This is a genomic window from Rhodococcus sp. ARC_M12 (assembly GCF_022810385.1).
GTDB classification, from domain to species: domain Bacteria; phylum Actinomycetota; class Actinomycetes; order Mycobacteriales; family Mycobacteriaceae; genus Rhodococcoides; species Rhodococcoides navarretei.
In genome coordinates this window covers 1-14008 of record NZ_JALGQI010000011.1, presented here as the reverse complement: position 1 = coordinate 14008, position 14008 = coordinate 1, and the positions used below count along the sequence as shown (strand labels likewise).

General features: G+C 63.4%; 21 protein-coding genes. 11 read left to right on the top strand and 10 right to left on the bottom strand.

Features of this window, described 5'->3' with window-relative positions; translation table 11 throughout:
* Positions 1 to 3 precede the first annotated feature (3 nt).
* Entirely contained in the window at positions 4 to 1539 is a 1536-nt protein-coding gene (locus MTX35_RS15050) for an aldehyde dehydrogenase family protein (protein WP_243595760.1), read from the bottom strand.
* A 124-nt stretch (positions 1540 to 1663) separates the two neighbouring features.
* Between MTX35_RS15050 and lat the strand changes: the two genes are divergently transcribed.
* The gene (lat, locus tag MTX35_RS15045; RefSeq protein WP_243595759.1) at positions 1664 to 2992 is read left to right on the top strand and encodes an L-lysine 6-transaminase; all 1329 of its coding nucleotides are present in this window, start codon (positions 1664 to 1666) and stop codon (positions 2990 to 2992) included.
* Here the strand turns inward: lat and MTX35_RS15040 are convergent.
* Positions 2989 to 3315: a hypothetical protein gene (locus tag MTX35_RS15040; protein WP_243595758.1), complete on the bottom strand. Its 327-nt coding sequence runs from the start codon at positions 3313 to 3315 to the stop codon at positions 2989 to 2991. The two genes, lat and MTX35_RS15040, sit on opposite strands and share 4 nt — an antisense overlap.
* 67 nt (positions 3316 to 3382) lie before the next feature.
* Positions 3383 to 4240 carry a LysR family transcriptional regulator ArgP gene (locus tag MTX35_RS15035; protein WP_243595757.1) on the bottom strand — a complete coding sequence of 286 codons (858 nt, stop codon included), beginning with the start codon at positions 4238 to 4240 and terminating at the stop codon, positions 3383 to 3385.
* 72 nt (positions 4241 to 4312) lie between these two features.
* Between MTX35_RS15035 and MTX35_RS15030 the strand changes: the two genes are divergently transcribed.
* The 3 genes from MTX35_RS15030 to MTX35_RS15020 all read left to right on the top strand — a co-directional run bounded on the left by MTX35_RS15030 (position 4313) and on the right by MTX35_RS15020 (position 6012).
* Positions 4313 to 4930: a LysE/ArgO family amino acid transporter gene (locus MTX35_RS15030; protein ID WP_243595756.1), complete on the top strand. Its 618-nt coding sequence runs from the start codon at positions 4313 to 4315 to the stop codon at positions 4928 to 4930.
* Between the two features lie 101 nt (positions 4931 to 5031).
* The gene (locus MTX35_RS15025) at positions 5032 to 5385 is read left to right on the top strand and encodes a PLD nuclease N-terminal domain-containing protein (RefSeq protein WP_243595755.1); all 354 of its coding nucleotides are present in this window, start codon (positions 5032 to 5034) and stop codon (positions 5383 to 5385) included.
* A 102-nt stretch (positions 5386 to 5487) separates the two neighbouring features.
* Positions 5488 to 6012, top strand: coding sequence for a DUF664 domain-containing protein (locus MTX35_RS15020; protein ID WP_243595754.1), 525 nt, complete (start codon positions 5488 to 5490; stop codon positions 6010 to 6012).
* A gap of 4 nt (positions 6013 to 6016) precedes the next feature.
* Here the strand turns inward: MTX35_RS15020 and MTX35_RS15015 are convergent, their stop codons facing one another.
* Together MTX35_RS15015 and MTX35_RS15010 are read right to left on the bottom strand one after the other, a co-directional pair.
* The gene (locus tag MTX35_RS15015; RefSeq protein WP_279395978.1) at positions 6017 to 6442 is read right to left on the bottom strand and encodes a VOC family protein; all 426 of its coding nucleotides are present in this window, start codon (positions 6440 to 6442) and stop codon (positions 6017 to 6019) included.
* Positions 6423 to 6800, bottom strand: a complete 378-nt coding sequence (locus MTX35_RS15010; RefSeq protein ID WP_243595752.1) for a VOC family protein — start codon at positions 6798 to 6800, stop codon at positions 6423 to 6425. Before MTX35_RS15010 ends, MTX35_RS15015 begins: the two co-directional genes overlap by 20 nt.
* A 50-nt stretch (positions 6801 to 6850) precedes the next feature.
* Between MTX35_RS15010 and MTX35_RS15005 the strand changes: the two genes are divergently transcribed.
* From MTX35_RS15005 to MTX35_RS14995, 3 genes are all read left to right on the top strand, one after another.
* Positions 6851 to 7675 (top strand): helix-turn-helix transcriptional regulator, encoded by an 825-nt coding sequence (locus MTX35_RS15005; protein ID WP_243595751.1) that lies wholly within the window; start codon positions 6851 to 6853, stop codon positions 7673 to 7675.
* 115 nt (positions 7676 to 7790) lie between these two features.
* Positions 7791 to 8861, top strand: a complete 1071-nt coding sequence (mraY, locus tag MTX35_RS15000) for a phospho-N-acetylmuramoyl-pentapeptide-transferase (RefSeq protein ID WP_243595750.1) — start codon at positions 7791 to 7793, stop codon at positions 8859 to 8861.
* A 16-nt stretch (positions 8862 to 8877) separates the two neighbouring features.
* Entirely contained in the window at positions 8878 to 9090 is a 213-nt protein-coding gene (locus MTX35_RS14995; protein ID WP_243595749.1) for an oxidoreductase, read from the top strand.
* Between the two features lie 8 nt (positions 9091 to 9098).
* On the opposite strand, the gene MTX35_RS14990 is transcribed toward MTX35_RS14995, so the two are convergent.
* Entirely contained in the window at positions 9099 to 9533 is a 435-nt protein-coding gene (locus MTX35_RS14990; RefSeq protein ID WP_243595748.1) for a hypothetical protein, read from the bottom strand.
* A 54-nt stretch (positions 9534 to 9587) separates the two neighbouring features.
* On the opposite strand from MTX35_RS14990, the gene MTX35_RS14985 reads away from it, so the two are divergent.
* The gene (locus tag MTX35_RS14985; protein WP_243595747.1) at positions 9588 to 10037 is read left to right on the top strand and encodes a MarR family winged helix-turn-helix transcriptional regulator; all 450 of its coding nucleotides are present in this window, start codon (positions 9588 to 9590) and stop codon (positions 10035 to 10037) included.
* Between the two features lie 159 nt (positions 10038 to 10196).
* On the opposite strand, the gene MTX35_RS14980 is transcribed toward MTX35_RS14985, so the two are convergent.
* The 3 genes from MTX35_RS14980 to MTX35_RS14970 all read right to left on the bottom strand — a co-directional run bounded on the left by MTX35_RS14980 (position 10197) and on the right by MTX35_RS14970 (position 11157).
* The gene (locus MTX35_RS14980; RefSeq protein WP_243595746.1) at positions 10197 to 10439 is read right to left on the bottom strand and encodes a hypothetical protein; all 243 of its coding nucleotides are present in this window, start codon (positions 10437 to 10439) and stop codon (positions 10197 to 10199) included.
* Positions 10432 to 10599 (bottom strand): hypothetical protein, encoded by a 168-nt coding sequence (locus tag MTX35_RS14975; protein ID WP_243595745.1) that lies wholly within the window; start codon positions 10597 to 10599, stop codon positions 10432 to 10434. Before MTX35_RS14975 ends, MTX35_RS14980 begins: the two co-directional genes overlap by 8 nt.
* A 69-nt stretch (positions 10600 to 10668) precedes the next feature.
* The gene (locus tag MTX35_RS14970) at positions 10669 to 11157 is read right to left on the bottom strand and encodes an HAD hydrolase-like protein (RefSeq protein ID WP_243595744.1); all 489 of its coding nucleotides are present in this window, start codon (positions 11155 to 11157) and stop codon (positions 10669 to 10671) included.
* A gap of 312 nt (positions 11158 to 11469) precedes the next feature.
* Between MTX35_RS14970 and MTX35_RS14965 the strand changes: the two genes are divergently transcribed.
* Both MTX35_RS14965 and MTX35_RS14960 read left to right on the top strand, forming a co-directional pair.
* Positions 11470 to 11793, top strand: a complete 324-nt coding sequence (locus tag MTX35_RS14965; RefSeq protein WP_243595923.1) for a cupin domain-containing protein — start codon at positions 11470 to 11472, stop codon at positions 11791 to 11793.
* The gene (locus MTX35_RS14960; RefSeq protein WP_243595743.1) at positions 11790 to 12269 is read left to right on the top strand and encodes a GNAT family N-acetyltransferase; all 480 of its coding nucleotides are present in this window, start codon (positions 11790 to 11792) and stop codon (positions 12267 to 12269) included. The genes MTX35_RS14965 and MTX35_RS14960 overlap by 4 nt, the downstream gene beginning before the upstream one ends.
* 57 nt (positions 12270 to 12326) lie before the next feature.
* Here the strand turns inward: MTX35_RS14960 and MTX35_RS14955 are convergent, their stop codons facing one another.
* The gene (locus MTX35_RS14955; protein ID WP_243595742.1) at positions 12327 to 12737 is read right to left on the bottom strand and encodes an aldo/keto reductase; all 411 of its coding nucleotides are present in this window, start codon (positions 12735 to 12737) and stop codon (positions 12327 to 12329) included.
* A 226-nt stretch (positions 12738 to 12963) separates the two neighbouring features.
* Here MTX35_RS14955 and MTX35_RS14950 point away from each other — a divergent pair, with 226 nt between their 5' ends.
* Entirely contained in the window at positions 12964 to 13833 is an 870-nt protein-coding gene (locus MTX35_RS14950; RefSeq protein ID WP_243595741.1) for a helix-turn-helix domain-containing protein, read from the top strand.
* The last annotated feature ends 175 nt before the right edge of the window (positions 13834 to 14008 follow it).

Here is a 14008-nt window from a genome sequence, read left to right as displayed (position 1 = left end):
CCGTCAGCCGAATTTCACTCCCTGCGCCAGGGGCAGTTCGTTGGAGTAGTTGACCGTGTTCGTCGCTCGACGCATGTAGGCCTTCCACGCGTCCGAACCGGATTCGCGGCCGCCGCCGGTCTCCTTCTCGCCGCCGAAGGCACCGCCGATTTCCGCGCCGGAGGGTCCGATGTTGACGTTGGCGATACCGCAGTCAGAGCCGGCAGCGGACAGGAAGCGCTCCGCCTCACGGAGGTCCGTGGTGAAGATCGACGACGAAAGACCCTGCGGCACATCGTTGTGCAGTGCGATGGCCTCGTCGAGCGTGTCGTACGTCAGCACGTACATGATGGGCGCGAACGTCTCGTGCTTGACGATGTCGGTCTGCGCGGGCATCGTCACGATCGCAGGCTGGACGTAGAACGAGTACTCGTCGACCACATTCACCCGCTCACCGCCGACGACCACTGTTCCGCCGTCGGACACCGCAGCCTCCAGCGCCTTCTGATACCCCGCGAACGCACCGGCGTCGATGAGCGGGCCCACCAGAGTGTCACTGGCCAAGGGAGATCCGATCGACAGCGTCTCGTAAGCCGCGACCAGCTTGCCGACCAGTTCGTCCGCGACGGAGGCATGCACGATGACGCGTCGCAGCGAGGTACAGCGCTGACCGGCCGTACCCGCCGCCGAGAACACCAGCCCACGCGTGGTCAGATCGAGATCGGCCGACGGCGTCACGATCGCGGCGTTGTTGCCACCGAGTTCGAGCAACACCCGGCCGAATCGCTCGGCGACGCGAGGCGCGACGGCCCGGCCCATCCTCGTCGAACCGGTTGCCGAGACCAACGCCACCCGCGAATCATCCACCAGCGCTTCGCCGGACGCGCGATCACCGATCACCAGCTGCGCGATCTTGGGGTCGACTCCGGCCGCGGCCGCAGCGCGCTCGAAGAGTGCCTGCACTCCGACGGCGGTCAGCGGAGTCTTCTCCGACGGCTTCCAGATGACGGTATCGCCTGCGACGAGCGCAAGAGCGGTGTTCCAACTCCACACCGCGACAGGGAAATTGAAGGCTGTGATGACGCCGACGACCCCGAGCGGATGCCACTGCTCCATCATGCGATGCCCGGGCCGCTCGGTGGCAATCGTGTTGCCGTAGAGCTGACGCGAGAGTCCGACGGCGAAGTCGCAGATGTCGATCATCTCCTGCACCTCACCGAGTCCCTCGGAGACGATCTTCCCGGCCTCGATGGACACCAGCGCGCCCAGATCCTCCTTGTGTACGCGCAGCAGTTCACCGAGTTCCCTGATCACCTGACCACGCACGGGGGCCGGCACCTGCGACCACGACACGAACGCGGTGCGCGCGTCGGCGACAACGGTCTCGACATCGGACGCAGAGGCCGACGCCAGCGACGCCAGATTCCCACCGGTGATCGGCGACCGCGCGATGATCGAGTCGGGTCCCGCGGGGGCGTCGAGCGCGATCGTGGCACCCAGCCGGTCGAGGATGGCGCGAGTGCGCACACTCAACTCGTCGTGGGTGATGGATGCAGACATGCGCGTACACCTTCCGTCAAGAGAACCGAACCGTCGGAGATCAGCCTACCGATGACGGTCACAACCGTATAATTTCCTGTCATATGGACTTGCTTACGCAATTTTAACGCGTATCTTCGACCTCATGACGCAAGTATTACAGCGCACCGGAGTGACCATCGACGCCGCCAACGTCCGCGACGTGATCGGTGAACACCTTCTGGCCGATGGTTTCGAGCTGGTTCTCGACCTCGATGCCTCGACCGGGTCCACCCTGGTCGACGCCAGGGACGGCACCCGCTACCTGGACCTGTTCACGTTCTTCGCGTCCAACGCCCTCGGCATGAACCACCCCGCTCTGATCGACGACCCGGACTTTCGGGCGGATCTCATGCAGGCGGCGATGAACAAGCCCAGCAATTCCGATATCTACACCGTCCCCATGGCACGGTTCGTGGACACGTTCGCGCGGGTCCTCGGTGACGATCGACTGCCCCACCTGTTCTTCGTCGAAGGCGGCGCCTTGGCGGTGGAGAACGCGCTGAAGGTCGCCTTCGACTGGAAGTCACGCTGGAACGAGCGCAACGGCATCGATCCATCCCTGGGCTCACAGGTGATGCACTTCGAGCACGCGTTCCACGGCCGCTCCGGGTACACGATGTCTTTGACCAACACCGACCCCAACAAGGTCGCACGATTCCCGAAGTTCGATTGGCCGAGAATTCCGTCCCCGTTCATCAGATCCGACGCGAACATGGACGAACTCGAGGACGCATCGTTGGCAGCAGCGCGGGCGGCGTTCGAGGCCAGTCCGCACGACATCGCCTGCGCCATCATCGAACCCATCCAGGGCGAGGGTGGGGACCATCATTTCCGGCCTCGATTCCTGCAGAAATTGCGCACGCTCTGCCATGAGTTCGATGCACTGTTCGTCATGGACGAAGTGCAGACCGGAGCCGGAATGACCGGCACCGCATGGGCGTTCCAACAGCTCGACGTCGTCCCGGACGTCGTCGCCTTCGGCAAGAAGGTCCAGGTGTGCGGCGTGATGGCCGGCGGTCGCGTCGACGACATCGAAGACAACGTCTTCGCCGTCAGCTCACGCATCAATTCGACGTGGGGCGGCAACCTCACCGACATGGTGCGGTCGCGTCGAATCCTGGAAGTCGTCGAATCCGACAAGCTCATCTCTCGTGCCGGTCAGCTCGGAGACGTATTGCTGACGATGCTGCAGGAGTTGGCAACTCGACACTCAGTTGTATCCGAGGTCCGCGGACGCGGTCTGATGTGCGCCTTCTCCCTGCCCGACGCCTCCACCCGCGACCGAGTGATCGAACTGTTGCGTACCGAGGAACATGTCCTGGCGCTCGGCTGCGGCGACGCGGCAGTGCGATTCCGCCCTGCACTGACGATCACCGAAGCCGAACTGACACAGGCAGTCGAGTCCATCGACCGGGTGCTGAGCATGCTCTAGCGCTCGGGCTCGATGTCCTTCTGCACCAATCGAATCTGTGACGTCGGAATGGCACCTGGACGGAAGTAGAAGTTCTCCGGCGACTGCCGCAGATCACCGTCTTCGACGCCGCTGACCTCCCAGACATCGACCGGACCTCCGGTGTTGTTCATGCCAACGAACCAATCACGTTCCCACGCATCGGCTGCCAGAAAGCAACCTTCCTGCTCGGGCTGGTGGCTACCGGCAATACCGCGAGCAGCACCCATGCGACGCCAGTCGAGTCCGTGCTGCCGAATCGACTCACGGTTGAGCACCGAGGTCACGTGATAGCGAATGGTCATCGGCACAAGATAGCGACGGAAACTCTGCGGGTACAGCGATTATCGGGCGGCGGCAGATCGCAAACGCCTACAACAGCATTCGTGCTGCGCCCTCTGCCACGGCGTCGGCCGTCCGCTGAAGTGCCGCAGACGACAGCGACCATTGCTGCCAGTACAGCGTCACGTCGTCGATTCCGTTGTCGTCGAAGCACTTCAGCGAGTCGCGAGCCTGCAGATCGGGAATCATGCCCCAGCCGAAGCCCAGATCGACGGCTTGCGCGTAGTCCGCAGAGGCCGGCACCAGGTGGCGGGGCGGCTCGTCGTGGTCGATACCGAAGCGGCGTAAGTAGGTGTCCTGCAACCGGTCGTCGGCATCGAACACGACCACCGGGGCGACGCGCAACGCGGCGGCCGTCACACCTGTAGGGAACCACCGTTCGATGAATTCAGGCGTGGCCGACGGCCGGTAGCGCATCGCACCGAGGCGTCGAACAGTGCAGCCACGAACCGGACTGGCCACGGACGTTATTGCGGCGGAGACGATCCCGTCGTGCAGCAGTTGAGCGGTACGATCCTGATCTTGCCGATGCAGGTCGAAGGTCGTCTGGGACGCCAGTGGCGCGAGTGCCGGCAACACCCAGGTCGCCATCGAATCCGCATTGACGGCAAGGGAAATCGGAGCAGCCATGCCGTCGTCGTTCAATTCCGCCCGAGTCTGGTCGGTCAACGTATCGATCTGGCGCGCCAGACGCAGCACCGCAATGCCGGATTGGGTGGCCACCACCGGTTTGCTTCGTTGCACCAAGGTCCGGCCCAACGACTGCTCGAGGGACTTGATTCGCTGACTCACTGCCGACGGTGTCACGTACAGCGCGCGAGCCGCGGCCTCGAACGTTCCGCCGTCGACCACAGCCTTCAGAGCCCTGAGCTGCTCGATCTCCACCAAATGAAGATACGCTAATCATTCCTGAAATACATTCGCTGGACCTAATCGGTGTGCCCTCCTAGCGTTGGAGTCATGACATCGCTTGCCGCCGCACAATCGACCCTCACCGGGTTGGGCGTCGGACTCTCCCTCATCGTCGCGATCGGAGCCCAGAACGCATTCGTCCTGCGCAAGGGCTTGCAACGCACCCATGTGTTGCCGGTGGTGGCGGTATGCGCCCTGTCCGACGCCGTGCTCATCCTGGCCGGGGTGGCAGGAATCGGAGTACTCGTCGACCGGTTCCCCGTAGCTCTGCGCGTCGTGACCGTCCTCGGTGCGCTGTTCCTGCTCATCTACGGATTGCTGGCACTGAACCGGGCCCGCACGCCATCGTCGATGACGGCGGAGGTGCACGGTGGCGGTTCACTGATCGCCGCACTCGCCACCTGCCTGGCTCTGACCTGGCTGAACCCGCACGTCTATCTCGACACCGTGGTGTTTCTCGGCTCGATCGGGAACCGTCAGCCGGGAGACCTGCGGTGGTGGTTCGCAGTCGGCGCGATGCTGGGCAGCATTCTGTGGTTCACCGCGCTCGGCTACGGCTCACGAGTGCTCAGTCCGCTGTTCGCTAGGCCGGCGGCGTGGCGGATTCTCGACCTCGGGATCGGCATCATGATGCTGACGCTGGCTGCGCTGCTCGTTTTCGGCTGAGTCACGACACCTGACGTCCCAGCACTTGATCCGCGGTACAACGAGTGATCTGATAGTCGCGAAAGACCGACCGCATGGTCTGACAACTCTGGAGGATTTCCGTGCCGTACCTCGGCTTGCTGATCATGCTGCTGTCCATCTTCTGCTTGATCGACGTCATCACCGCCGACGACTCCGGCATCCGCCACCTTCCGAAAATCGTGTGGCTGCTGCTCGTGATCGTTCTGCCGCTCGCCGGGTCTCTTGCGTGGCTCCTCGTCGGCAGGCCCGAGAACGGCGGCATCTGGGGTGGTAGCGGCGCATCCCGGACCGCGTCGGCCTTCCCCGAGTACGACGCCAGACCCGGACGCGCCGTTGCCCAGTCGCAGGAAAGCGACGAGGACTTCCTGCGCCGTTGCCGCGCCCGCGCCGAAGAACAGCGCCGCATCGCCCGCGAGCAGCGCTCGAGCGAATAAGCCAACAACGCTCAGTGTCCACAATTTTCGTCTGCGGACGGTTTTCCGCCCGCCGAACCGAATTGTGGACACTCAGCCCACTACCCGACGACCAGAGAAGCCATGGCCAAGCTGACGACGTTTCCCGAACCGAACTCCGACCTCTCCGATCCCGCCGACCTGTTTCGCGAGTACCTGCGCTTCTATCGCGGCGAGTTGGTTCGGCGAATCACGGACCTGAGCGGCGATTCGTTGACCACCACAGCGGTGCCCTCGAAATGGACCCCGCTGCAGATGCTGACCCATCTGGTGCACATGGAGCAGCGCTGGTTCGTCTGGGGATTTCTCGGCAGAGCAGTCGATGCACCGTGGGGAGACCAGAAGGACGGTTCGTGGCACGTGCCGGCAGAGGTGGACGCCGAAGCGCTGCTGCAGAGGCTCGACGACGGCGCCCGGCTCACCGACGAGGTACTGAGCTCACATCGAATGGACGAAGTGGCCTCTCTGGGTGGACGATTCACCGACGAGCAGCCGACGCTGATCTGGATCTGCTTCCACGTACTTCAGGAATATGCGCGCCACCTCGGACATCTCGATATCGCCGTCGAACTGGCAGGCGGACCGACCGGCGAAGAACCCGAAAGCTGACGCCTCAGACGTTCGCGTACAGATCGACGGTGCTGCCGTCGGGGTCGTGCAGGACGGCATAACGCTGCCCCCAGAACGCATCCCACGGCTGCAGGTGACCGGTGTACCCCGCCGCGGTGACCGCTTCCCACACTGCGTCGACCCCGTCGGGTGTCCCGCAGTCGAAAGCGAGCGCAACGCGGTGACCCCCGCTGGGCGGCGTCCACGTCGGATCGAACGAGGTGATGGTCGACGGCAGGTCGAACAACAGGCGCACCCCGCCGAGGTCCACCTCGACGTGTTGCTCGGCATCGGCGTCGGCCGGAATATCCAGTCCCAGAAGACGATAGAACGCCAGAGACGCGGCCATATCGGCGACGACGATTTCGATTCCTGCCAGACGTGGTGTCACGACCACAAGGCTAGCCGCGTCAGCCCCAGTTCGCGGCATTCGTCAGACAGAACGGATGCCCCGACGGGTCGAACAACACCCTCCAGGTCTCGCCCGGCTGATCCTCGGGCAGTGTCGCGCCCAGCTCCACTGCCGCACTCGCTGCAGCGTCGAGATCCTCGACCGCGAGATCGAAGTGAAACTGCTTGCTGCCGTTGGCATTGGGCCACGCGGGAGACCGATAGTCGTCGATGCGACCGAATCCGAGCGCGCTGCTCGGCCCCTGCAGCATCGCGTAGTCCTTCTCCGCATGGACGACGCTCCAGCCCAACAGCGACGACCAGAACGCGGCGCTGACCTCGGGATCCGAGCAGTCCAGGGTGACCATCTTCAGGGTGGCAACGGGTGTCTCGGTCATGGTGTTCCTCCTCCACAGCGGTGTCGGACCAGACTCCTACACTGACGCGCGTGCCGGATAGGAAAAACGCGACAACCACCCAGGCCGGTGTGCTGCGACCGGATCAGCTGGCGCAATACGTCGACCTCGTTCGGCTGCCGTGTGCCCCATCCTTGGAGCCGTGGGTCGAGAACTACTGGCGGCTGCAATGGAATCTGCCGTCCGGCACGTCCTATCGCAGCTCGACGCTCCCGCACCCGGCCTGCACGCTCAGCGTCGAGCACGGTTGGACCCGCGAGGGCGTCGTCGAGCCGGTGGTCGTGACGGGGGTGCTCACGCACCGCTTCGACGTCGTCCTCGCCGAGTCGGGGTGGGTCTTCGGCGTCAAGTTCCGGCCCGGCGGTTACGCCAGCTTCACCGACACCGTGGCGCGAACCCTGCGCGACGTCCCGGTGGCGTCACCGACCCCGTTCCGGGCCGAGACCGTCGCTGCACTGGCCGAGCTGGGTGGGCATCTGGAAGTCGACCACTGCCGAACCGTCGTCGACGCGGCTCTCGCGCCCTACACCCGTGACGTGGAGCCGGAGTACGAGACCGTCCTGGATGTCATCGGCACGATGCTCGGTGATCGAACGCTGATACGCGTCGGCCAGGTGGAGGACAGATGCGGCATCGGAACCCGTCGGCTGCAGCGGTTGTTCGAGCGCTATGTCGGTGCGACGCCCAAGTGGGTCCTGGGTCGGTATCGGATTCACGACGCCGTCCGTGACCTCGACGACGGCTACACCGGGTCGCTGGCAGAGTTGGCAGCGCGGTACGGCTGGTTCGACCAGGCGCATTTCACCCGCGAGTTCACCGAACTGGTCGGTGTGTCCCCGGGTACGTATCAACTGTGAGTAACACCTTCGTCACGCAATGCGACTTTTGCCGATTCGTTTGGCACAGTATCCCGCGGTGCTCGGTAGCACCCGGTGGGCAACCGCAGCACAGAGGAAGAGTGGGCTTCAACGCATGATCAACATTCTCGTCGCCGGTGGAATCGCATTGGCGGTCTCGATTCTGTTGACGCCATTTCTCATCGCTCTGTTCACCCGGCAGGGCTTCGGCCAGGAGATCCGCGTCGAAGGTCCGGCAAGCCACCACGCCAAACGCGGGACGCCGACCATGGGCGGCGTCGCGATCATCGTCGGTCTGTGGGCCGGCTACCTCGGCTCGCACCTCGTGGCCATGGGTGGGGACGGGCCGTCGGCGTCCGCCCTGCTGATTCTCGGTCTCGCGACGGCACTCGGCATCGTCGGATTTCTCGACGACTACATCAAGCTCCGCATGAAGCGCAGCCTCGGACTCAAGGCGACCGGCAAGTACGTCGGGCAGATCAGTGCCGCAGTGATCTTCGCCGTGCTGGCGCTGCAGTTCCGCAACGGCAACGGGCTGACGCCGGGCAACGTCGAACTGTCACTGGTACGCCAATCCACGTTCTTCACCATGGCACCGATCATCTTCGTACTGTTCTGCGTCTTCCTCGTCGTCGCGTGGTCCAATGCGGTCAACCTCACCGACGGGCTCGACGGTTTGGCGGCCGGGTCGATGACCCTCGTCCTCGGTGCGTACACGGTGATGACGTTCTGGCAGTACCGGCAATCCTGCGCGACCAACTCCGTTGCCGGGTGCTACCAGGTGCGCGATCCGCTCGACCTCGCCGTCGTCTGCGCCGCGGCCGCAGGTGCCTGCATCGGATTCCTCTGGTGGAACGCGGCCCCGGCCAAGATCTTCATGGGAGACACCGGCTCCCTCGCCCTCGGCGGGCTGCTCGCCGGACTGTCGATCGTGAGCAAGACCGAGCTGATCGCCATCGTCTTCGGAGCCCTGTTCGTCGCCGAGAGTGCCTCCGTCGTCATTCAGGTCGCCTCGTTCAAGAGCACCGGAAAGCGGCCGTTCCGAATGGCACCGATTCACCACCACTTCGAACTGGCCGGCTGGGCGGAAACGACGGTCATCATCCGACTGTGGCTGTTCGCGGCCATCGCGTCGGCGCTGGGACTCGGGTTGTTCTACAGCGAGTTCCTCGCTGCCGTGGGGTGAGCACTACGATTCTGGGGTGACGAACGAACTCTCCCCGGTTGCCAAGGTCGACGCACTCGCGGCCGAACTCGAACATCTCGATGCTCGACGCGTTGCCATCGGGGTAGAACTCGTCAACCTGCAATTCGGTCTCGACGGCGACGCCAAAATCCGGGCGACGGAGGTCTTCCACAGCAACTATCTGGGACGGCTGTTCAACTTGGTCGACGAACTTCGTACGGACGAATAGAGCCTCGCTCAGGGCGCGACGATGCACCCCGGTCCGAGCGGAGTGGCCGGGTTGACGGTGACGGTGCGAATCGGGCCGCCCGCTGACGTTTCGTAGGCCATCAACGAATGTTCGCCCGGTGCGGTCGGGGTCCACAGCGTGAACTTGTGGCCGAGAACTACCGGCGTGCTGAAGTACGGATCGACATTCCACGCCAGTTCCTCGGGGAACATCACCGACTCGTTCGTGTAGTCCTGGATATCGACCCGCGGGCCGCTCGGTGTGTCGGTCCGAGCCATGACGAGATAGAGCGACACCGGAAACCAACTCGGCCGGACGTCGGTCACGCCCAGTTCCTGCGGATCGGGCATGACGACATGCCAAACCACCGCTGCCGCAGCGCCTGTCGAGGCACCGACTGCGGCGAGCACCGCGACCAGCTTCTTCCCTGATGGGCTGTCCACGGTCGGGACGCTACCCTTGACCTAAAGTATGGTTCAGGTTTTAGAGTTCCACTCATGACAACGAACAGACCGATGCAACCGCCAGAGCGTCAGCCCATCGGGTTCTGGACCGCGCGCGCCGGAGAGGCGATTCGAGCACGGACCCGAGGAGCACTCCACGATATCGGCATCACGCAACCCGAATGGTGGCTCCTACACCAGATCTCACTACATCCCGCCGGGGCCGATCGTGGCGAGACGATCGAGAAGATCGGGCACAACGACACTCCGGACGCAATTGTCGAGGCCATCGACTCCGCGCGGTCCAAGGGGTGGATCGTGGAATCGAATTCGAGCCTGAAGTTCACCCCGGACGGTCGCGACACGTTCCGGAGCGCAGCCGATCTTCAGAACATGCTGCAGGACGAGAGAATGAACGGCATCAGTGAGGCCGACTTCGTCACCACCATCGAAGTCCTGCAACGAACAATCCAGAACGTCGGAGGCGACGCCTGGCATTGGTGACGTGTGTGAGACTGTCGGCCATGCGAGCACTCGTTGGTATCTCGACCATCTCGGTCGTCTGATCGGCCTCGATTGCCTTGTATGCCACTGTGCGGCTGGCATACATCGGGGTCATCGCCATTCGCGCTCGAATATCGTTCGCGGACAATAACGCTGAAGTCAGGTTCTCCGTCGAGCTCTCGAAATCAGCACGCCTACAACGAAGCCGAGCACTGCGCCGAGAACAGGCACACCGACGACGAGGACGGCGAGCTGCCCAGGCATACCCAGGAACTCCGAGTACTGCGGATGGCCTGCGACGAACGCGTAATTCACTCGACGCGGCGCACCGGTCCACAGGACGATACCGATCGACGCGATGAGCCCGAGGGAGAAGCCGATCAGTGTGGAGACCTTACGCATCCGAGCGGGCCTCGTGGGCCGCCGCTGCGAATGCGGCCATGCTCGGGAACGTCATGTCGACACTGTATTCCTCGGACGGCTCCGGCGTTGCTCCCCATCCTGGACGATCGTGTCGACGATCGATCCACACCGAGGCGATGCCGTGCCGTTTCGCCGGCACGTGATCGTGGAACAGGCTCTGCGCAACATGGAGTAGTCGTGATCGGGGGACACCCAGCGTCTCGAGGACTCAGTCGAGCGCGTCGAAGTGGTTGTCGGCCGGCTTGTAGGCCTTGACGTCCTCGGCAGTCACGATGGCATCGAACTGCACGCCGAGCCGACGGCTGCTCCCCGCGAAGCCGTCGCGATGCACATTGGACAGGATGACGAGCTTGTAGCTCTCGCCGAGAGACGACAACGCGTCGGCCGAGTCCTCGAATGCCGGCCATTCCGGAACGGAAGCACCGAGCTTGTTCGCCCACTCGGCCGAGACAGGTATTCCCAACGTACCGCCGGTCCGCGCGAAGGCGTCCGCCAGTATCCGGGGGTACAGCGCAGTGGGCGAATCGCGCTGCGCCTGAGCTTCGTTGACGGCGTAGACGGCAAGAAGCTCGTCGTCGGACAACCGCGAACCGGCCTGCTGCGCCCATGGTCTGAGCACTTCGAGGATGCCGACTTCCCAATCGATCAGCGTTCCGTAGCAATCGAAGCTCAGGACGTCGTAATCGGCGAGATTCATGTGGCCGGGCCTCCTTGCGAGAGTTCTATGGCGGCGGATTGTTCGTGTCGATACCGTCTTCAGGTCATGAGCAGCCTACTGCCCTTTGTCTGCCCGCGACCGTCCGACTCTCGCTGCAACCAGTGGACCGTCACTGACCGACAGAAGTCAAACTTCCTGCGCAACATAGTGTGTCGAGCTGTTCACCAAGGCGGGAAGCGACCTGGGTAGAATTCCACCCAGTCGACTCGACAGACGACGAAGGGCAGCCCCATGAGCATCGACAGCGGCGGCACCGACGGTGACGTGCGTAATGTCTCCGACGCGATAAACATGATCGAGCAGCCTTGGCAACCTCACCGACTCGTCAGCATCAACGACCACGATGTCAAAGTGGTGAAGCTACTCGGGGAATTCGTCTGGCACACACACCCTGACACCGACGAGATGTTCTTCGTCCACAGCGGAGAACTGACCATTCAGCTTCGCGACCGTGATGTCGTTCTCGGTCCCGGTGACGTTTTCGTCGTTCCAGCAGGAGTCGAACACTGCCCCAAGGCCGTCGAGGAAGTGTCCGCTCTGCTGTTCGAGAGAGCAGGCACCGTCAACACCGGGGATGCGGGCGGGGACCTAACTTCGCAGGTCCGAGAGATGTGACGCGAATTCTGTTGCGGCCCGCTGTTCCGACCGATGCAGATTTCCTGTTCTCGATGGCATCGGACGTCGAGGTCGTTCGATGGATCGGAGACGGAGCGGCTTGGAACAGAGCCTATTTCGACCGTCGGTTCGCGCGGCCGTTGAGCGCTGGGGACACCCGGATGCCGGACGTGCCGAGGTGGTTCATCGGCATGAACGAAGAGCAACGTCCCGTCGGCTTGCTCAGTCTGATTCGACGATCGGACCACATCGAGGTCGGATACTGGGTGGATCCGGCCCAATGGGGTCGTGGCTACGCCGGCGAACTGCTCGACCTTGCGCAGGATCACACCGATGGTCTTGCGATGGTCGCGCAGGTGTATCGGGCAAACAGTGCCTCGCGTCGGGTGCTCGAGCGTGCCGGGTTCGAGCTCGTCGACGACGGAGATCCCATGATCTTTCGCGCTCCGCCGAGTCAGACGATCACCAGGCCCTGATGGGGCGGGGTCGAACCGTGGTGCGGCCGGTGGTGACGCCCCGGACCATGGGTCTCATCAGGAACTCGTGCGGGAACCCGAGGTCGATATCGCTGGCTGCGTGCAGTGTGTGAAGGTGGGATTCGTCGAAGGTGATACGAGGGCAGAGATGTTCTGCTGCAACTGTTCCGGAGTTCGCGCGCCGATCAGGGAGCTGACGACGGACGGATGCCGAAGCGTCCACGCCAGAGCCACCTGAGCAGAAGTCACGCCGAGTTGGCGCGCGACGTCGACGACGGCGTCCGCGATTGCGAGCCCCCGCGTCGTCAGCGTTCCGTTCGCCTTCGCATGATCGCGTCGAGTTCCGGCCGGCGCATCGGAACCCGGGGTCGCGAGGTCCGCGGTGGTGTATTTTCCGGTCAGCACTCCGCCGCCCAGCGGTGCCCAGGGAACCACGCCGAGTCCCAGATCTGCAGCCGTGGGCAGCAATTGACATTCAATGGTTCTTCGGCGACCCGGATCTACGGCTGATCGTATATCGGCCTACCGATGCCGAATCTCGCTGCGCACCCGATGAACTCATCCGCTCACGTTCTCGCCGGAAACAGCGGCACCTACACACGATCTGAATCCGACCTTCCGCGGCACGGAAAGTCGAGACTCCATCGGTTCAGTGCTCCTATCGTTCGAGTCGGAACGAAGGAAGGTCAACAACATGCTCGACACGTGGAACGCGGCGCTCGACTACATCGAGGACCATCTCGACCGCGAGATCGACCCGACCGAGCTCGCTCGGATCACCCTCACATCGGAGTATCACTTTCGGCGCGTGTTCTCGGCGCTCGCCGGACTATCGCTGTCGCTGTACATCCGTGAACGCAGAATGACGGTGGCAGCAGCTGATCTGCTCGACGGCATGGGTGTGCTCGACGTGGCCTCCAAGTACGGCTACACCAACGACGCTTTCACTCGCGCATTCCGAGACATGCACGGCCTCACACCATCTCGAGCGCGTCGACCGGGAGCCATCCTTCGTTCCAGACCAGCGGTGACATTTCACCTGACCATCGAAGGACGGAGCACCATGCGATACCGCATCACCGAACTGCCGCCATTCCACATCGTCGGCAAAGCCACCCGAATCCCACTTCGGTATCGCGGAGAGAACACCGCCATGACCGAGTTCCATCGAAGCCTCGACCCCGGAACCGGCGAAAGATTACGCGCCCTCGCCGACCTCCCCGAACTCCCGGACATCCTCTTCGTCAGCGACGGCTTCGAGCCCGACCGCGAAGACGGCAGTCTCTTCGACTACTACTTCGCCGTCGCCAGCACTGCGCCCGCACCACCCGAGTGGAACACCCTGGACGTACCCGCATCGACCTGGGCTGTATTCCAGACGAGCAGCGACACAGCCTTGGCCCCCGCACTCCAACAACTGTGGGCCGACGCCTTCGGCGAATGGTTCCCCTCCAACCCCTACGAAGTGATCCCGGGACCGGAAATCCTGACCGTCACCGAGGCCTCCCCCAACTGGTCCTCGGGAGCGGGAGAACTGTGGATTCCAATTCAACGAAGTCGATAGTCGCCTCCGTCCTTCCCCTCCCCACCTCCCGTCGCGGCCTGTCATGGTCACTCAATGTGACTGTGAGTATGAATGTGTCCGGTGATACTGGATATCTGCGGTGGGTTGGGGCCTGACTCTCAATGTGACCGACGCCCGGTGGGCTGTCCTTCGAACGATGTGTCGGTACCCGACC